Annotated in this window: 16 protein-coding genes and 1 pseudogene; 12 read left to right on the forward strand and 5 right to left on the reverse strand. The window is 70.9% G+C overall.

The annotated features are described in order from the left end of the window. Positions 1-29 precede the first annotated feature (29 nt). From AMETH_RS15955 to AMETH_RS15965, 3 genes are read left to right on the forward strand one after another with little or no spacing between them, the layout of a single operon-like run. Positions 30-860 carry an enoyl-CoA hydratase/isomerase family protein gene (locus AMETH_RS15955; protein ID WP_223843161.1) on the forward strand — a complete coding sequence of 277 codons (831 nt, stop codon included), beginning with the start codon at positions 30-32 and terminating at the stop codon, positions 858-860. Then, complete coding sequence (locus AMETH_RS15960) at positions 857-1780, forward strand: acyl-CoA dehydrogenase family protein (protein WP_156131669.1); 924 nt, start codon at positions 857-859, stop codon at positions 1778-1780. Before AMETH_RS15955 ends, AMETH_RS15960 begins: the two co-directional genes overlap by 4 nt. Next, the gene (locus tag AMETH_RS15965) at positions 1777-2886 is read left to right on the forward strand and encodes an acyl-CoA dehydrogenase family protein (RefSeq protein WP_017987878.1); all 1110 of its coding nucleotides are present in this window, start codon (positions 1777-1779) and stop codon (positions 2884-2886) included. Before AMETH_RS15960 ends, AMETH_RS15965 begins: the two co-directional genes overlap by 4 nt. Before the next feature lie 32 nt (positions 2887-2918). On the opposite strand, the gene AMETH_RS15970 is transcribed toward AMETH_RS15965, so the two are convergent. Continuing rightward, complete coding sequence (locus AMETH_RS15970; RefSeq protein ID WP_017987879.1) at positions 2919-3761, reverse strand: FadR/GntR family transcriptional regulator; 843 nt, start codon at positions 3759-3761, stop codon at positions 2919-2921. Positions 3762-3896: 135 nt separating this feature from the next. Next, positions 3897-5129: a cytochrome P450 gene (locus AMETH_RS15975; protein ID WP_017987880.1), complete on the reverse strand. Its 1233-nt coding sequence runs from the start codon at positions 5127-5129 to the stop codon at positions 3897-3899. A gap of 152 nt (positions 5130-5281) precedes the next feature. Between AMETH_RS15975 and AMETH_RS15980 the strand changes: the two genes are divergently transcribed. Continuing rightward, complete coding sequence (locus tag AMETH_RS15980; protein ID WP_017987881.1) at positions 5282-6895, forward strand: FAD-dependent oxidoreductase; 1614 nt, start codon at positions 5282-5284, stop codon at positions 6893-6895. A 56-nt stretch (positions 6896-6951) separates the two neighbouring features. Here the strand turns inward: AMETH_RS15980 and AMETH_RS15985 are convergent, their stop codons facing one another. Together AMETH_RS15985 and AMETH_RS15990 are read right to left on the reverse strand one after the other, a co-directional pair. Continuing rightward, positions 6952-8112: a Vgb family protein gene (locus AMETH_RS15985; protein WP_017987882.1), complete on the reverse strand. Its 1161-nt coding sequence runs from the start codon at positions 8110-8112 to the stop codon at positions 6952-6954. 145 nt (positions 8113-8257) lie between these two features. Next, complete coding sequence (locus AMETH_RS15990) at positions 8258-9436, reverse strand: thiolase family protein (protein ID WP_017987883.1); 1179 nt, start codon at positions 9434-9436, stop codon at positions 8258-8260. Between the two features lie 175 nt (positions 9437-9611). Here AMETH_RS15990 and AMETH_RS15995 point away from each other — a divergent pair, with 175 nt between their 5' ends. The 4 genes and pseudogenes from AMETH_RS15995 to AMETH_RS42090 all read left to right on the forward strand — a co-directional run bounded on the left by AMETH_RS15995 (position 9612) and on the right by AMETH_RS42090 (position 12323). Beyond that, complete coding sequence (locus tag AMETH_RS15995; RefSeq protein ID WP_038532159.1) at positions 9612-10583, forward strand: NAD(P)H-dependent flavin oxidoreductase; 972 nt, start codon at positions 9612-9614, stop codon at positions 10581-10583. A 15-nt stretch (positions 10584-10598) separates the two neighbouring features. Further along, the gene (locus AMETH_RS16000) at positions 10599-11360 is read left to right on the forward strand and encodes a 3-hydroxyacyl-CoA dehydrogenase (RefSeq protein WP_017982113.1); all 762 of its coding nucleotides are present in this window, start codon (positions 10599-10601) and stop codon (positions 11358-11360) included. 110 nt (positions 11361-11470) lie between these two features. After that, positions 11471-11623, forward strand: a pseudogene (locus AMETH_RS42615) (alcohol dehydrogenase catalytic domain-containing protein); the annotation flags it as partial. Positions 11624-11885: 262 nt separating this feature from the next. Continuing rightward, entirely contained in the window at positions 11886-12323 is a 438-nt protein-coding gene (locus AMETH_RS42090; RefSeq protein WP_017982114.1) for a zinc-binding dehydrogenase, read from the forward strand. A 60-nt stretch (positions 12324-12383) separates the two neighbouring features. On the opposite strand, the gene AMETH_RS16010 is transcribed toward AMETH_RS42090, so the two are convergent. Further along, positions 12384-13001, reverse strand: a complete 618-nt coding sequence (locus tag AMETH_RS16010; protein ID WP_026153091.1) for a TetR family transcriptional regulator — start codon at positions 12999-13001, stop codon at positions 12384-12386. Between the two features lie 129 nt (positions 13002-13130). Between AMETH_RS16010 and AMETH_RS16015 the strand changes: the two genes are divergently transcribed. From AMETH_RS16015 to AMETH_RS35790, 4 genes are read left to right on the forward strand one after another with little or no spacing between them, the layout of a single operon-like run. Further along, entirely contained in the window at positions 13131-14567 is a 1437-nt protein-coding gene (locus AMETH_RS16015) for an aldehyde dehydrogenase (protein WP_017982116.1), read from the forward strand. Positions 14568-14569: 2 nt separating this feature from the next. After that, complete coding sequence (locus AMETH_RS16020) at positions 14570-15532, forward strand: PDR/VanB family oxidoreductase (protein WP_017982117.1); 963 nt, start codon at positions 14570-14572, stop codon at positions 15530-15532. A gap of 26 nt (positions 15533-15558) precedes the next feature. Next, complete coding sequence (locus tag AMETH_RS16025; protein WP_017982118.1) at positions 15559-16731, forward strand: aromatic ring-hydroxylating oxygenase subunit alpha; 1173 nt, start codon at positions 15559-15561, stop codon at positions 16729-16731. After that, complete coding sequence (locus tag AMETH_RS35790; RefSeq protein WP_017982119.1) at positions 16728-17615, forward strand: GNAT family N-acetyltransferase; 888 nt, start codon at positions 16728-16730, stop codon at positions 17613-17615. The genes AMETH_RS16025 and AMETH_RS35790 overlap by 4 nt, the downstream gene beginning before the upstream one ends. Positions 17616-17744: the final 129 nt, after the last annotated feature.

Below are 17744 nucleotides of genomic sequence, written 5' to 3' on the forward strand. Positions count from 1 at the left end.
ATATAGAAGTTAAGCTACCGTATCAAGCCGTGCTGAAAGACGAGGGTTCCATGACCGGGCACCCCTACCAGACCATCCTGCTGGAGCGGACCGACACCGGAGTCGCGGTCGTCACGCTCAACCGCCCCGAGGTGCTGAACGCGTTCAACGAAGCCATGCGCGCCGACTTCGCCCGCTTGTGGACGGAGGTGCGCGAGGACCCGGGGATCCGCGCCGTGGTGCTGCGCGCCGCCGGTGACCGCGCGTTCTCCACCGGGCTGGACGTCACCGAGCGCACCGGCTCCTCCGACAGCCCCTGGCTGGACACGGCCGAGCCGTGGGCGGAGACCGAGGATCCCGGGCACCAGCTGAGCCCGAAGCGCAACGGGTTGTGGAAGCCGGTGGTCGCCGCCGTGCACGGGATGTGCGCGGGCGGCGCGTTCTACTGGATCACCGAGTGCGACATCGTGATTTGCAGTCCGGAGGCGACGTTCTTCGACCCGCACGTCACCTACGGCATGGTGGCGGCGCTGGAGCCGATCGCGTTGTCCTACCGCATGCACTTCTCCGAAACCCTGCGGATGGCGCTGCTCGGCCTGTACGAGCGCATGACCGCGGAGACGGCGCGGTCCGCGGGGCTGGTCACCGAAATCGTCGACCGGGACGAGTTGCACGCCCGTGCGCTGCAGCTGGCGGAGGCGATCGCGGCGCAACCGCCGGCGGCGGTGCAGGGCACGGTCAAGGCGATGTGGCAGTCGTTGGACCGCACCCGCGTGCAGGCGCTCGACACGGCCCTGATGTACACGCAGATCGGCAACCCGATCGGCGCCGACGGGCTGGACAGGACGGCGGCGAAACCGGCGAAGTGGTGGACACGATGAGCGAAGACACCCTGCTGCGGGAAACGGCCGCGGAGATCGCGGAGCAGTGCCGTCCCGAGCAGCACGACGACTGCTGGAAAGCCCTCACCGAGACCGGTTTCAGCGCGTTGCGCGACGCCGACGGGGACGCTCCGGCGGCCACCGCGGCGCAGACCGTCGTCGTGGTCGAGGAGATGGCGAAAGTGGTGTGCGGGGCGCCGCTGGTCGGCACGCTGCTGGCTGGCGAGGCGCTCCGGCTGGCCGGCGTCGCGCTCGATGAGCCCCTCACGCTGGTGCTGGCCGATGACTTGGGTTCGCTCGGTGCGGGGCTCGCCTGGGACTCCACGGCGGTGTCCCGTGGCCTCGCCCTGGACCAGGGCGAGCTGGTGACGGTCGCGCTCGGCGCCGGGGAGCCCTCCGCCGACCTCACCCGGGGCGTGTCCCGGGTCGGCGAGATCGTCGGCCGGTGTGGCGCGGCTCTCGGCGAGGCGGAGGCGCGGCGGTTCGCCGGCTTCGCGCGCGTGCTGCTCACCGCGGATCTGCTCGGCGCGGCCGGGGGCTTGTTCGGCAAGGCGGTCGAGTACGCCGAGCAGCGTGTGCAGTTCGGCAGGCCGATCGGTTCGTTCCAGGCGGTCCAGCACCTGCTGGCCCGGGCGTTCGCCGACCTGGAGGCGATGCGCAGCACACTGGCGCACGCCGCCCACGCGATCGACACCGGGGACGACGCCCACGCCTGCGCCCTGGTCGCGAAGGCCTACGCGAACGAGGCCGCGGTCTCGGTGGTGGAGACCGCCATCCAGGTGTTCGGCGGCGTGGCGATCACCTGGGAGTTCCCCGCGCACCTGCACCTGCGGCGCGTGGTGGCGGACGCGCAGGTCTTCGGGACCGCGGACGCCCTGTACGGACTGCTGCACGACGAGGTGGAAGGAGTGGCGCGATGACCGAGGACGTCGCCGCGTTCCGGGCGCGGTTCCGCGAGTGGCTGCGCGACAACGTGATCACGCCGGGGCCGGACGAGCCGCACGCGTTGTTCCTCAAGCGCTGGCACCAGACGCTGTACCAGGGCGGCTGGGTCGGGCTGTCCTGGCCGCGCGAATACGGCGGCCAGGAGCTGGGCAACGTCTACGACGTCGTGCTCAACGAGGAGATCGGCGCGTCCGGAGCGCCGGACGCGCCGCGCATCGGTTACCTCGGACGCGCGTTGCTGCAGTGGGGCACCGAGGAGCAGCGGCGGAAGTACCTGCCGGCCCTGCTCAGCGGCGCGGACTACTGGTGCCAGGGGTTCTCCGAGCCGGGGGCGGGCTCCGATCTGGCGGGGATCGCCGCCAGGGCGGTGCGGGATGGCGACGTGTACCGGATCAGCGGCCAGAAGGTCTGGACGACCTACGGCGACTACGCCGACTACTGCCTTCTGCTGGCCCGCACCGGGCCGCCGGACGGACGGCACAAGGGGATTTCCGCGTTCGTGGTCCCGATGCGGCTGCCGGGTGTCGAGGTGCGGCCGATCCGGGCGATCACCGACGAGTCGGAGTTCTCGGAGATCTTCCTCGACGGGGTCGAGGTGCCCGCGGAGAACCGGGTGGGCGCCGAGGGTGACGGCTGGGCGATCGCGATGATGACGGTCGCCTACGAGCGCGGGGCTGCCGACGTGGGGTATCTGTCCAAGTTCGGGGCGGCGCTGCAGGAGCTGCGTGCGGAGCTGGCCACGTCCCGGCCGGGCGATCCGCTGGTCCGCCGCGAGCTGGGGCGGCTGGAGGTGCTGTACCGGGTGCTGGGCCAGCATGTCGCCCGCCGGCTGCGCGAGCGGGACGGCTCGGACGCCCCGCCTGGTCCGGAGATGTCGGTGGACAAACTGCTGATGACCCAGGTGGACCAGGAGCTGCACGCCGGTGCGGTGCGGCTGCTGGGCGCGTCGGCCCTGCTCGGTGAGGCGACCTCACCGTGGCTTCGCCGCTACCTGTACTCCCGGGCGGCCTCCATCTACGGCGGCTCCGAGCAGATCCAGCTCAACATCCTGGCTCAGCGGGTCCTGGGCCTGCCGCGATGAAGAAGGGGTGGCGGCCTGGCGGCCGCCACCCCTCAGTCCTGCTGGTAGAGGTTGAGATCCGAATGCCGTGCCGTGACCTCGCGCAACCCGCGCAGCGCGCGGGGCGAGGACGCGTCCACGACGCGGTCGCCGAACTCCGCCAGCACCCGCTTCTGCGAGGCCTTCGTGTGCGAGCGCGCCGCGCGTTCGGCGCCCTCGGCGTCGCCGTCGAGGATGCGGGCCGCGATGCGTTTGTGCGCGTCCAGGGCGCTGCGCTGCTCCCGGCGGTTCGGGTAGCGGCCGGCCTCGGTGACCTCGTGCGCCCAGGTCTCCTCCTGCGCCGTCCAGACCGCCAGCACGCTGCGCACCACCAGCCGCATCGTCATCTGCGGCACGTGTGCGACGATCAGGTCGTGGAACAGCCGGGCCCGGTGGGTGAACACCGGGCCGTCGCCGATGGCCTCCTCCGTCTCGGCGAGGTTGGCCTCGATCAGCGGACCGAGCAGCTTCGCCCGGTCGGGCAGGCGCGCGCACCCGGCGGCGCACATCGGTTCGAGCTGCAGCACCGAGTCGGCGAGGTCCCGCAGCGGCACGTGCTCGCCCTGCAGCGTCATGCCCAGCGCGTGCGACACCGAACCGCCGTCCGGCCGGTGGATGACCGCGCCGCCGACCTTGCCCCGGCGCACCGTGATCAGACCGTCGACCTCCAGGATGCGCAGCGCCTCGCGCATCGGCGGCGCGCTGACGCCGAACTGCGCGATCAGGTCCTCCTGCTTGGGCAGCATCCCGTCGGTGTAGACGCCGTTGAGGATCTGTTCGCGCAGCTCGGAGGCGATCATCTCGGCGAGGCGGGGCTGCACGCGGGCCCTGCGCGGCCGGTCCAGATGATCGAGCATGAAGGGCTCCCCTCACGGCTGGTCAACAGCGTCTCAGTGTTTATAAGTTTACACAGATTCGGATCGATCCGGTGGCATGCTCACCATCCGGGCGTGCCTGGTCGTCAGGGACCGCCCAGCGTAGTGCATGCGCTCTCAGCCGCGGGGGCGGACGATCAATTTCGCCCACCCGTTGTTCACGCCCAGCCGCTCGAACCGCCGGGAGGCCGTCCGGTCGACCGCGTAGTCCGGCATCCGGTCCAGCAGGCCTTCCACCGCGAGGCGGAGTTCCATCTTGGCAAGCCAGATACCCATGCAGAAGTGGATCCCGGCGCCGAAGGTCAGCGGCGGGCCGTCCCGCCGGTCCGGGTCGATGCGGTCCGCCGCGGGGAACACCTCGTCGTCGAGGTTCGCCGACGGGATGACCGCGGCGATCCGGTCGCCCTCGCGGATGCGCACCCCGTCGAGTTCGACATCGCGGACCGCCGTCCGCGCGACCACCGGCGTCGCCGGGTAGAACCGCACCAGCTCATCGACGGCGCGCGGGATCCGGGCGCGGTCCGCCTGCAGCTCACGGCGCAGATCGCGGTCGGCGTCCAGGTGCCACACCACGTTCTCCAGCGTCGCCGCCGTGGTACGCACTCCGCCGAGCACGAGCGACAGGGTCAGCGAGACGATCTCCGGCACGGTCAGGGCCGGCTCGGCCGCGACCATGCGCCCGATGAGGTCGTCACCCGGGTCCGCGGCCGCGCGGCGGGTCTCGACGATCCGCGTGACCAGTGCCTCCGCTTCCAGGAACTGCGTGGAGGTGACCTCGGCCAGCTTGTCGCGCTCGGAACCGGCCTCCGGGTCGATGGCGAAGGCGTCTTCGAGCATGCGGATGAACCGGGCTTTGTCCGGCACGTCCCGGTCGAGACCGACGAACTTGAAGATGGTCCGCACGGTCAGCTCGAAGCTGAACTCGGCGGCGAAGTCGAACTCCTCGCGCTCGCGCAGGCTGCTCGCCAGCTCGTGGACGATATCGGCGACCTCGCCTGCCATCCGGCTCTCCACGTAGGGGCGGAGGAAGTAGCGCCGCAACGGGTCACGCAGCCGGTCGTGCTCCGCGCCGTCCAGCGCGCCGGGGAGGATCAGCGGCGCGTGCGGCGCGGTGGGGATGAGCTTGCCGCCGCGGAGTCCGTCCGCGCTGCGCTCGACGGTGAAGTTCTCCGGCTCGCTGAGCACCCGGCGCGCGTTGGCGTAGGTCGTCGCGACCCAGTAGCCGTCGTGGCTCGCGGTGTAGCCGAGCGGGCACCGGCGACGGAGTTCCGCGAGCTCCGGCACCGGGTCGCGGTTGAACTCCGGCGAGTGGTGGTCGAACTCGACCGCCAGGTCCTGCTTCGCGTCCATCCCAGCCGTTTCCTTCCCGTCCGCACCGACGTTGCCCCGCCATTGTATCTCATCTTATTAAAGATTACGATGATGCGGCCGTGGAGAGTGCGAGGAGGCACATTCGGATGACGTTCGTCATTTCCCCAGGCTGCTGTCGCGACGCCTCGTGCGTGAGCGTCTGCCCGGTCCAATGCATCCGGCCCCGCCCGGGGGATCCGGAGTTCGAGACCGCGGAGCAGCTCTACATCGACCCCGACGTGTGCATCGACTGCGGCGCGTGCGTCGAGGAATGCCCGGTGGACGCGATCCACCCGGGACACGACCTCCCCGCCGAGCTGGCCGGCTACCTGGACGTCAACGCCGGGTACTTCAGCGATCTGCCGGGCTACGACCGCGTTCCGGTCCGCCGTCCGCGGCCACGGCTGGACGACGCGCCGGAGGAGCTGCGGGTCGCGGTGGTCGGCACCGGGCCCGCCGCGTGCTACGCGATCACCGAGCTGGCGACCATGCGCGGCACGCGGGTCAGCGTGTTCGAGCGCCAGCCCGCGCCCTTCGGGTTGGTGCGGTCCGGTGTCGCGCCGGACCACCCGCACACCCGGCTGATCGGCGACCGGTTCGGCCCGGTGCTGGCCCGGCCGAACGTCGACTGCTTCTTCGGTGTCGACGTCGGCGCCGACATCACGGTGGACGAGCTGCTCGAGCACCACCACGCGGTCCTCGTCGCGACCGGCGCGCAGGAGGACCGGCGGCTGGGCGTCCCCGGCGAGGACCTGCCCGGCGCCTTCGGGGCGAACGCCTTCGTGGGCTGGTACAACGGCCGTCCCGAGCACGCCGCGGACCGGATGGACTTCTCGGGTGAGCGCGCGGTGGTCATCGGCAACGGCAACGTGGCACTGGACATCGCCCGGATCCTGGTCCGCGACCGGGAGACCCTGGCGCGTACCGACATCGCCGACCACGCGCTGGAGGCGTTACGGTGCAGCACGATCCGGGAGGTCGTCATCGCCGGCCGTCGCGGTCCGGATTCGCTCGCCTGCAGCGCGGGGGAGCTGGGCGAGCTGGCCCGGCTGCAGGACGTGGACCTGACGGTGACCTGCTCGCGCGAGGAACTTGAGCACCTGGAGTCCACTTCGCACACCGGCGACACCACGCGCCGCCGGGCGAACCTCGTGCTCGAAGCCGCGCGGCGCCCCCAGCGGCCAGGGGCGAAGCGGATCGACTTCCGTTTCCTGTCCGTGCCCGTCGCGATCGAGGGAACGGACCGGGTGGAGGGGATCACCTTCGCCGAGCAGCGCATCGACCGCTCCAGCGGGTCTCCGCTGCTGGTGGAGACCGGGCGGCGGGAAACCCTGCCCGCCTCCGTGGTCGTGAAGGCGATCGGCTATTCGTCGCGGCCGCCGGCCGGTGTACCCGTCGATCCGGCGAAGGGAGTCATCCCGAACCGGGCGGGCCGGGTGATCGAGGACGGTGAGCCGCTGGCCGGGCTCTACTGCGCCGGTTGGGCCAAGCGCGGGCCGTCCGGTGTCATCGGCAGCAACAAGGTCTGCTCGGAGGAAACCGTCGCCGGCTTGCTGGAGGACTTCACCGCCGGCCGTCTGGCGAAGCCGGTCAAGACCCGCGCGGACCTGGGCGCCCTGGTCCGCGCCCGGGTGCCGGGTGTGCTAGGGGCGGCCGGCTGGCAGCGCATCGACGCGGCTGAGCGGGACGCCGGCCGGGCCGCGGGGCGGCCGCGGGTCAAGTTCGTGTCCGTCGAGGAGATGCTGTCCGTCGCGCGGGGCCGCTGAGCACGAAGACGGGGCCGGTCCACTCAGGACCGGCCCCGTCTCGTTGTCCGCGACGATCAGCCGAACACCGGGAAGGTGTTGCTGATGTCCTCGGTGACCGGGATGTCGAAGTAGGCGATCCGGTTGCCGGTGAACTCGGCGAAGAAGATCTTGCCAGGCACCGTGTTGTTCAGGTCGCAGGGCGAGGAGTACGGCGTCGGCGTGCGGAGCTCGTTGTACTCCAGGGTCTTCGGGTCGAACTGGCCGACCTGGTTGCCCAGGGTGAACGTGCCCTGCATGATGTAGAGCTTGCCGTCGCTGCCGAAGCGCATCTGCCCGGGGTTGGGCAGGGGGTTGCCGGTGAGCAGGTTGCTGGGCAGCCCCTTGCGCAGGGCGAGCAGGTCGAACTCCTCGATCTTGCCTGTGGCGTACTCGATGCGGCCGATCTTGTTCGTCAGCGTCTCACCGAAGTAGAGGTACTTGTCGTCCGGCGAAACGGTGAGCCCACCGGGGAACGCGCCCGGGGTCGGGATCGTGTACTCGGTGAACTCGTGGGTGTAGATGTCGAACAGGGCGATCTTGTTGCCGATCGCCTCGGTGAAGGCGATCGTGTTGGCCGGACCCTTCTCCATCGCGATCGGCCCCGACAGCGGCGTGGGAATGTCGTAACGCTCCCACTGGCCAGTGGCCGGGTCGTAGCTGCCGAAGATGTTCAGTCCGATCAGGGCGAAGTAGAGCTTGCCGTCCTTGCCGAAGCTGTTGTCGAACGGAACGCCCAGCCCGGTGTTGATGGTGGGCGTGGCGGGCAGGTTGATCGGGCCGATGTTGCCCCAGGGGAAGGGGTAGGTGTCGATGTGGAGGGTTTCCGGGTTGAGCCGCCCGAGGGCGTTCCCGGTCGCCTCGACGAACCAGATGCTGCCGTCGGGCCCCTTGTTCTGCCCGCCGGGCAGGCCGGCCAGGTTCGGCAGGGGCGTTTCGCTGACCTGGCCGGTCTCGGGGTCGACCCGCCCGTAGCGGTTGCCGATGAACTGGTCCGTCCATAACTTGCCGTTGTCGTCGACGATGACCTCGCACGGGTAGCTGACCGGCGTGGGGAACGGGGCGTACTCCTTGATGGGGCCCGCCCCGCCCACTGTGCCGTCCGCCGCCGACGCCGGGATGGCTGCGGAGCTCGCGAGCAGGGCGGCACCGGCGACGGCGGTGAGGACTCTGCGTTTCTTGGTGACCGAACGTGGCACTACGGCGTCCTTCCGTGGCTTCGTTGACAGGGAGCGCAGGACCGGCGGCGTCACGTCCGGACGGCCGGTCGCGAGCACGATAGCACATTAACTTTGTAAAGATTAACTGCTTACCCGTGCGCGCGTCCGGCCCTGGTGACGCCTGTCAGAGGCGCTCGACGATGGTCGCGTTGGCCATGCCGCCGCCCTCGCACATCGTCTGCAGCCCGTACCGGCCGCCGGTGGCCTGGAGGTGGTTGACCAGCGTCGTCAGTAGTCGTGTGCCGGAGGCGCCCAGTGCGTGACCGAGTGCGATCGCGCCACCGCGCGGATTCAGCCGTTCGGGGTCCGCGCCGAACTCCTGCTGCCACATCAGTGGGACCGGAGCGAACGCTTCGTTCACCTCGTACGCGTCGATGTCCTCGATCGTGAGTCCGGAGCGGTCCAGCGCCTTGCGCGTCGCCGGGACGACGCCGGTGAGCATGAGCAGGGGGTCGCTTCCCGTCACCGCGAACGTGTGGAACCGCGCCCTGGGCTGGAGGCCGAGGGCGTTCGCCTTCTCCTCGCTCATGATCAGCACCGCCGACGCGCCGTCGGTGAGCGGCGAAGAGTTGCCCGGCGTGATCTTCCAGTCGATTTCCGGGAAACGCTGGGAAAGGCGTTCGTCGGCGAAGGACGGGTCGAGTCCGGCAAGACCCTCCACGGTGGTCTGCGGGCGGACCGTCTCGTCGGTGCTGATCTTCGTGTTGCCTGAGACGACCGGGACGATCTCGCGGTCGAACCCGCCCGCGGCCGCGGTGGCGGCCGCCCGGGCGTGGGAGCGCGCCGAGTACTCGTCCAAAGTGGTCCGGTCGAGCTTCCACCGCGCGGCGATCAGCTCGGCCGACACGCCCTGGTTCACCAGGCCCTCGGGGTAACGCGCGCCGACGGCGGGGCCGAATGGGTTCTTGCCCTGTGCGGCGAAGCCCATCGGCACCCGGCTCATCAGTTCGACACCACAGGCGATCACGACGTCGTAGGCGCCGGAGAGCACACCTTGGGCGGCGAAGTGCGCGGCCTGCTGACTGGATCCGCACTGGCGGTCGATGGTCGTGGCCGGCACGTGCTCGGGGAATCCGGCGCCGAGCACGGCGCTGCGGGTGATGTTGATCGCCTGCTCACCGGCCTGGCTCACGCAGCCGCCGATGACGTCGTCGATCAGGCCGGGGTCGATTCCGGTGCGCTCCACCAGCTGCCGCAGCACCTGGGAGAGAAGTTCGGCCGGGTGGAGTCCGGACAACTGGCCGCCGGGCTTGCCCTTCCCGGATGCGGTGCGGACCGCGTCGACGATGACAGCACTGGTCATGATGAGTCTCCTGTGGATGGTCGGCGCGAGTGCGCGCCGGGACTCCTCGACGATCGGAAGAGACGTCCGTGCTGTCAAGCGTTTCCCGGAGACGAGATGTGGCTCACGGGGTTTACGTAGCGCTCGTTCAGGGCGCTATGGTTCTCCTGGACTCGTGATCAGGAGGACTTCTGCAATGGTGCGCACACGGTTCTGCGACGTGTTCGGGGTGGCGTACCCGATCGTGCAGGGTGGGATGCAGTGGGTGGGCCGCGCGGAGCTGACCTCGGCCGTCGCGAACGCGGGCGGGCTCGGGTTCCTCACCGCGCTCACCCAGCCGACTCCCGAGGATCTGGCGAAGGAGATCGCGCGCTGCCGGGAGATGACCGACAGGCCGTTCGGTGTCAACCTGACCATTCTGCCCTCGATCAACCCGCCGCCGTACGCCGAGTACCGCGACGTGATCGTGGAGTCCGGGGTGCCGGTGGTGGAGACCGCGGGGTTCAACCCGGCCGAGCACCTGCCGGCTTTCCGGGCGGGCGGGGTCAAGGTGCTGCACAAGTGCACCAGCGTCCGCCACGCGGTGAAGGCCCAGGAGCTGGGCGTGGACGGCATCTCGATCGACGGGTTCGAGTGCGCCGGGCACCCGGGTGAGGACGACATCCCCGGCCTGGTGCTGATCCCGGCCGCCGCGGAGAAGATCACCATCCCGATGATCGCCTCGGGCGGGTTCGGTGACGCGCGTGGTCTGGTGGCGGCGCTGGCTCTGGGCGCGGACGGCATCAACATGGGCACCCGCTTCCTCGCCACCGCCGAAGCCCCGGTGCACGACAACGTCAAGCGGCAGTTGGTCGCCAACACCGAGCGGGACTCGGAGCTGATCTTCCGCCCGCTGCGCAACACCGCCCGCGTGGCGAGCAACTCGGTCTCCCGCGAGGTGGTCGGGATCCTGGACCGGGGCGGGAAGTTCGAGGACGTACGCGACCTGGTCGCCGGCGCCCGTGGCCGCAAGGTGTTCGAAGAGGGCGACCTGGACCTGGGCATCTGGTCGGCCGGGATGGTGCAGGGCATCATCACCGACGTGCCCACCGTCGCCGAGCTGATCGAGCGCATCGTCACCGAGGCGCGCGAGCTCATCGCCGGCCGGCTGGCCGGCGTGCTGAACTGAAAGGGGTGTTGTGACATGGAGGTCGGCAACGCGGTCGCGCTGGTGACTGGTGGCGCGTCGGGGCTCGGGCTGGCGACGGTCAAGGAGCTGCACGGCAAGGGCGCGAAGGTCGTCATCGTGGATCTGCCCTCGTCGCAGGGTGAGGCGGTGGCCAAGGAGCTGGGCGACGGGGTGGTGTTCGCCGCGGCCGACGTGACCGACGAGGCGCAGGTGTCCGCGGCGCTGGACGCGGCGGAGGCGCTGGGCACGTTGCGGATCGCGGTGAACTGCGCGGGCATCGGCAACGCGCACAAGACCGTGGGCAAGCGGGGTCCCTTCCCGCTGGACGGGTTCGTCAAGGTCATCAACGTCAACCTGGTGGGCACGTTCAACGTGATCCGGCTGGCCGCGGAGCGGATCGCCAAGACCGAGCCGGCAGGCGAGGAACGCGGCGTCATCGTCAACACCGCGTCCGTGGCCGCGTTCGACGGGCAGATCGGGCAGGCGGCGTATTCGGCGTCCAAGGGCGGGATCGTTGGGATGACGTTGCCGATCGCGCGGGATCTGGCGAGCCTGCAGATCCGGGTGGTGACGATCGCGCCGGGGTTGTTCCACACGCCGCTGTTCGCGACCCTGCCGGAGGAGGCGATCGCCTCCCTCGGCGCGCAGGTGCCGCACCCCTCGCGGCTGGGTGACCCCGCCGAGTTCGCGGCGCTGGCCCGGCACATCGTGGAGAACCCGATGCTCAACGGCGAGACCATCCGGCTCGACGGCGCCATCCGGATGGCCCCGCGCTGACCCGGCACGCGCTTCAGCTCACGGACCTCACCGGGCCGGAGGGCTTGCGGCTGGTGGATTTCCCGGAGCCGCAAGCCGGTGACGTGGTGGTGGATCTCGTCGCGGCCGGTGTGTCGTTCCCCGACCTGCTGCAGACGCAGGGGCTCTACCAGCTGAGACGGCCACTGCCGTTCGTGCCCGGGGCGGAGGGCGCGGGCGTCGTCCGCGCCGCCCCGCCGGGGAGCGGTCTGCGGGCGGGCCAGCGGGTCGCGGTGCTGTCGTTCGAGGGCACCTGGCGGCAGGTCGCGGCCGTCGCCCCGGCGCGGGTGCTGCCGTTGCCGGACACCGTGTCGCCGACGGCCGCCGCCGGGCTGCCGGTGAACTACCTGACCGGGCACTTCGCGCTGCGGCGCCGCGCGAAGGCGGAGGCGGGGGAGGCGGTCCTGGTGCACGGCGCCGCGGGCGGTGTCGGCATCGCCGCGCTGCACCTGTGCCGGGCATGGGACCTGCGGAGCGTCGCGGTCGTGAGCGACGCGGAAGGCCGAGGTGGCCGCCGCGGCGGGTGCCGACCATGTCGTGCGCGTGGACGGCCGGCTGGACGAGGTGCGCCGGTGGACCGGCGGGCGCGGGGTCGACATCGTGCTCGACCCGGTGGGCGGCGACCGGTTCACCGACAGCCTGCGCAGCCTGGCGCCCGAGGGGCGCCTCGTGGTGCTCGGCTTCACAGGCGGTTCGATCCCGACGGTCAAGGTGAACCGCCTGCTGCTGAGCAACACCTCCGTGCTGGGCGCCGGCTGGGGCGAGATGCTCCGCCAGGAGCCCGCCTCCCTGCGGTGGCGGTGGGACGAGCTGTACCCGCTGCTCGAGCACGGCACGCTCACCGCTGCCGAGCCGACCGTGTACCCGATGGCAGAGGCCGCAGACGCGCTCGGTGCGTTGGCGGACCGGACGGCCACCGGCAAACTCGTGCTCGACCTGCGCTGAGGCGGTTCCGGCGGCGTTCGGCGGGCGGCCGTGCTGCCGGCTGCGCCGCCCTGCCGCAGCTCAGCGCTGGACGGCGCCCCGGAGGAACGAGCGGATCGACTCGGCAAACAGCTTTTCGCCGGTCCGCCACTCGTTGGCCTTCACCGCGCTCGCCAGGGCGGGCTCCTTCTCGGCGTCCACGTGCGGAAAGATCCGGTTCCGGATGTCGGCCGGCTTGACGGCCTGGGTGAGCGCCGCGCCCAGGGTCAGGTTCTCCAGCCCGTCCAGGATCAGCACGTGCACCTCCTCCGGCACACCGGCGTCTCGCATGAGTTGCGCCGCGTCGTCGTAGCGTGCGCTCAGCAGGTCGCGGGGCACGTGCTCGAGCAGTACCGGTGCCGCGTTGGGGTGCCGGAGGACGACACGCCGGAAGTTGACGGCGAGGGTGACCAACCACTCCTGCCAGTCCGCGGGCTCGCGCCGTCGCGGCGCTGCCGCCTCCAGCACGATGCTGCGCGCCACCCCGGCCATGATCTCGGCGCGGTCGGCGAAGTGGTGGTAGAGCGACGGCGCCTTCACCTCCAGCTCCCGCGCGAGGCGAGGCAGGCTGCACGCCGCAAGCCCGTCGGTGTCGATGATCTCCAGTGCCGTGCTGATCACCCGGTCACGACTGATCAGTGGCTGCGCGGGACGTGGCATGACTCGATTATGGCCTATCGGTATTAGGTAGCCCGGCTCCCGCTTCCCCTTGCGCGACGGCGACCCTCCCCTTAACCTAAAGCCATTAGATGACGGTCGAGAGGAACCCTTGTGGGACAGGGAGCAACGGTGCGCCAGGAACCCGCATTCTTCGTCGATGCGAGCTGGAGCCGGCCCACGGGCGGCTCGTTCGAGGTGGTCGAGGCGGCGAGCGGAGCGCCCCTCGGGGTGGTCGGCTCGGCCTCCGGCGCCGACGTCGACGCGGCGGTCACCGCGGCCCGGCGAGCCCTGGACGGGCCGTGGAGCCGCTGCCGGCCGGCGGAGCGCGCGCACGCCCTCGACCGGTTCGCGGCGGCGCTCAAGGCACGGGGCAGAGACACCGCGACGCTGGTCAGCCGCGAGAACGGGATGCCGATCGCGCTGTCGAAGGCGGTCAACGGCTTCGCTCCGGCCCAGATCATCGGCTACTACGCGCGGCTCGCCCGCGACCTCGAGGTCGAGGAGAGCCGCGCAGGGCTCTTCGGCGAGGTGCTGGTGCGGCGCGAGCCGGCCGGCGTGGTCGCCGCGATCGTGCCCTGGAACTACCCCCAGCCGCTGGCCGCGATGAAGATCGGCCCGGCGCTGGCCGCGGGGTGCACGGTGGTGCTCAAGTCCTCGCCGGAGACCGCGCTCGACGCCTGTGCGTTCGCCGAAGCCGCGCTCGCCGCCGACCTCCCGCCCGGTGTCCTCAACATCGTGCCGGGCGGCCGGGGCACAGGCGAGGCGCTGGTCGCCCACGCGGGCGTGGACAAGGTCGCGTTCACCGGCTCCACCGCGGCCGGGCGCGCCATCGGCGAGGTGTGCGGGCGCCTGCTGCGCCCGGTGACGCTCGAGCTCGGCGGCAAATCGGCCGCGATCATCGCCGAGGACGCCGACCTCGGAGCCTTCGGGCGGGCGCTGCCTGCGGTGTCCTTCGCCAACAACGGCCAGACCTGCCACGCGAGCACCCGGATCCTCGCCCCGGCCTCGCGCTACGACGAGGTGGTGGACCTGGTCACCACGGTCGCGCGCGGGCTCGTGGTCGGCGACCCGCTGGATCCGGCGACGCAGATCGGGCCGCTGGTGAGCAGCGCGCAGCGGGACCGGGTACTGGGCCACATCCGGGCCGGCCTGGCGAGCGGCGCGCGGCTCACCGCGGGAGGATCGGTTCCGGCGGACCGGCCGAAGGGCTGGTATGTGGAGCCGACGGTGTTCGCCGACGTCGACAACGCCGCGCCGGTGGCCCAGGACGAGATCTTCGGCCCCGTGCTGTGCGTGATCCCCTACGAGGGTGACGACCAGGCGGTGGCGATCGCGAACGACAGCGCCTATGGCCTCGCCGGCACGGTGTGGACCGCCGACGAGGAGCACGGCCGGGACATCGCGCGCCGCATCCGCACCGGCACCTTCGGCGTCAACACCTACGAGCTTGACCCGGTCGCCCCGTTCGGCGGGGTGAAGGCCAGCGGGCTCGGCCGCGAACTCGGGCCGGAAGGGCTGGAACCCTACGTCAGCCTGAAGTCGGTCTATACCACGGCCGGGCGCTGACCGTGCCGGGGAACGGTTCGGCCGCGGTCGAGATGGACGTCAAGGTCGTCGGTAAGGAACAGGTGGCCGACGGCGTCGTGCGGCTTGTCCTCCGCCGCTCCTGCGGTGAGGGCTTCCCGGCCTGGGAACCGGGTGCGCACGTCGACCTCGTGCTGGATGAGGACCTGGTCCGCCAGTACTCGCTGTGCGGCGATCCCGGCCGGTCCGACGTCCTCGAGGTCGCGGTGCTGCGGGAGCCCGCCGGAAGGGGCGGCTCGGCCTTCGTGCACGACAAGGTGGAGGTGGGGGACCGCCTCCGGATCCGTGGCCCCCGCAACAACTTCCCGCTCGTCGAGGCGGACGAGTACCTGTTCGTCGCGGGCGGAATCGGGATCACGCCCATTCTGCCGATGGTGCGCGCGGCCGCGGCCGCCGGTGCGCGGTGGCGGCTGGTCTACGGCGGACGCACCCGGAGGTCGATGGCCTTCCTGGAGGAACTGGCGGACTACGGCGAGCGGGTCCGGATCCGTTCGCAGGACGAGACCGGGCTGCTCGACCTTGCCGGCGAGCTCGCCGGGGCCGGTGAGAGTGCCGCTGTCTACTGCTGCGGGCCGGAAGGGCTCCTGCGGGCGATCGAGGACGAGTGCCGGGGCCGGCGCCCGGGCTGCCTGCACGTCGAACGGTTCAGCCCGAAGGCGCGGGACACCACGGTTCCGGATGGCCCATTCGAGGTCGAGCTGGCGGTGAGCGGGCGGACGCTCGAGGTGCCGCCCGGGAAGTCCATCGTCGGCGTTCTCGAAGAGGCCGGTGTGGACGTTCCCGTGTCCTGCCTCGAGGGCACCTGCGGAACGTGCGAAACCGCCGTGCTGGAAGGAGAACCCGATCATCGGGACTCGATCCTCACCGACGAGGAGCGGGCCCGCAACGACACGATGTTCCTGTGCGTGTCGCGAAGTCTGACACCACGGCTGCGCATCGACAGGTGAACGGCCGGCGGAGAAAGGAGACCGACATGAACCAGGTGGAGACCGACCGGGAGGACCGGATCCGTCGAGCGTTGCACCACCTGCGAGAAGGGACCACGGACCAGTGGGACGACGTCGCCGGGTTCGAGGCGCGCGAGTTCACTGACCCCGAAGTGGCTCGCCGCGAGCGGGAGCGGATCTTCGGCCGGGTGCCCTCGATCGTCGCGCATTCGTCGGAGGTGCCGAAGCCGAACGACTTCATCACGCTCCGGATGCCGCTCAACAACGTCCTGATCGTCCGTCAGAAGGACGGCAGTGTGCGCGGCTTCGTCAACCTGTGCCGCCACCGGGGCGCTCTGCTGGAGGAGCAGGAGTCCGGCCGGTGCCGCCTGTTCTCCTGCGGCTACCACCGCTGGTCCTACGACCTGGACGGCTCGCTGCGGGCGATCACCCGGGACAACACCTTCGGCGAGGTCGACCGGTCGAAGTACGGGCTCGTCGAACTGCCCACCGAGGAACGCCACGGGTTCATCTGGATGGTCGACTCGGCGGACGCCAAAATCGACGTCGCCGCCTGGCTGGGCCCGGAGATGGACGCGATCCTGGCCGGATACGACCTGGACGGTCTGCAATGCGTGCGCGCCGAGGGGTTCGACGAGCCGGTCAACTGGAAGATCATGCAAGACGCCTTCCTGGACGGCTACCACATCCAGTACGCCCACCCGAACAGCGCGGCCAAACACATCCACACCAACGTGATGACCTTCGAGGACTTCGGCAGGCACTGCCGGTTCGTCGCGCCTCGCAAGACGATCGACAAGTGGATCGAGGACGACCCGGGCGAGACCAGCCTCGCCGCGCACGTCACCGAGACGCACTTCGTCGGACCGAACTGCACACTGCTCCGGCAACCCGATCACTTCCAGCTGCTGACCTTCCGGCCCGATCCCAGCCGGCCGGACTGGTCGCGCATGGAGATGCGGCTGATCGTGCCGCCGGTGGAGCGCAGCGGGATGGACCCCGAGCGGTGGCAGAAGCTCTGGGACAAGAACTGGGAGATCCTGCTGGCGGTGCTGCATCGCGAGGACTTCCCGCTCCTGCGCGCGTCGCAGGTGGGCATGGCCAGCGCGAGCGCGGGCCCGATGGTGCTCGGCCGCAACGAGGTCGCCAACCACCTGTTCCACCGTGAGACGCGGCGCCTGGTCGAGGAGAGCTCGTGATCACCTGCACCTGGCGGCAGGCTCTCGACGCGGACGAGGCGTGGGAGGTGCGGGAGCTGGTCGCCGAGGCGGCGGAGTACGACGAGGAGGCCGGGTTCTCCACGGTCACCCCGCCGGGGGAGACACGGGGGCACGAGCTGCTCGTGCGGATCCAGCCCGGTGAGGGCGAGCGGGTCTGGCCGCTGGCGGCCTACCTGCGCGTGGACGTGGACGAAGGCGTCGGTGCCGTGCAGTTCGTGGTGCGGCCGAGGTTCCGATCCCTGGGCGTGGCCACCTCGGTGTTCGAAAAGATCGGCCTGCCCGGCTCGTCGGCCGGGAACTGGTGCGGCACCTCCGCCAGGGAACTGCGCATCTGGGCGCACGGCGACCATCCCGCCGCGCACCGGATGGCGCGGCGGTTCGGCGCTCGGCCCGTGTCCCGGATGTGGGCGCTGGTGCGGAGGCTGGACGCCGCCGCGGAGTGGCCATCCGGCCCGCTCACGGTGCGGGCCGCGACGGCCGCCGAGGCGGCCCGGGTGGCGGGGATCGAGGCTGGGGCGACGGGCCTGGTCAGTCCGGCCGGATGGGAGCACCTGCTCCCCGGCAGCGTCGCGCTGGTGGCGGTCGGCGAGTCCGGCGAACCCCGTGGCGTGGTGCGCTTGAGCGGCCCCGCGGCGAACGGCTCGCCGGGAACCGCCACCGGCGTCGTGCTCACGCTCGCCGTGGCGGGCAGCGGGGACCGCGGCGTGGTACGGGCGTTGCTCGGGGCGGGCCTCGACCACCTCCGGCGCGGCGGGGCGGGGAAGGTCGAGCTGTACCTGGATTCCGGCAACCGGACAGGAGTGGCGGTGGCCCGTGAGTTCAGTTTCGAGCACGACCGTTCCGACGTCTGCTACCTGGTCTGAGATCCGGTTCTCCGCTGCGAAAGTCCCAAGTGGACCGCGGTTGACCGCGATAAACCTAAAGTGATAAGGTTGAGCGACGGTGGGTGCGCTTCCCATTATCAGCAATCGGCTTTTTGAGCACTGTCGGTC

Source organism: Amycolatopsis methanolica 239 (genome assembly GCF_000739085.1).
GTDB lineage: Bacteria > Actinomycetota > Actinomycetes > Mycobacteriales > Pseudonocardiaceae > Amycolatopsis_E > Amycolatopsis_E methanolica.

Coding starts and splice junctions, on each gene's coding strand:
- AMETH_RS15960 (WP_156131669.1), top strand. CDS start 857: ATGAGCGAAGACACCCTGCTGCGGGAAACGGCCGCGGAGATCGCGGAG.
- AMETH_RS15965 (WP_017987878.1), top strand. CDS start 1,777: ATGACCGAGGACGTCGCCGCGTTCCGGGCGCGGTTCCGCGAGTGGCTG.
- AMETH_RS15970 (WP_017987879.1), bottom strand. CDS start 3,761: ATGCTCGATCATCTGGACCGGCCGCGCAGGGCCCGCGTGCAGCCCCGC.
- AMETH_RS15975 (WP_017987880.1), bottom strand. CDS start 5,129: ATGGACGCGAAGCAGGACCTGGCGGTCGAGTTCGACCACCACTCGCCG.
- AMETH_RS15990 (WP_017987883.1), bottom strand. CDS start 9,436: ATGACCAGTGCTGTCATCGTCGACGCGGTCCGCACCGCATCCGGGAAG.
- AMETH_RS15995 (WP_038532159.1), top strand. CDS start 9,612: ATGGTGCGCACACGGTTCTGCGACGTGTTCGGGGTGGCGTACCCGATC.
- AMETH_RS16000 (WP_017982113.1), top strand. CDS start 10,599: ATGGAGGTCGGCAACGCGGTCGCGCTGGTGACTGGTGGCGCGTCGGGG.
- AMETH_RS16010 (WP_026153091.1), bottom strand. CDS start 13,001: ATGCCACGTCCCGCGCAGCCACTGATCAGTCGTGACCGGGTGATCAGC.
- AMETH_RS16025 (WP_017982118.1), top strand. CDS start 15,559: ATGAACCAGGTGGAGACCGACCGGGAGGACCGGATCCGTCGAGCGTTG.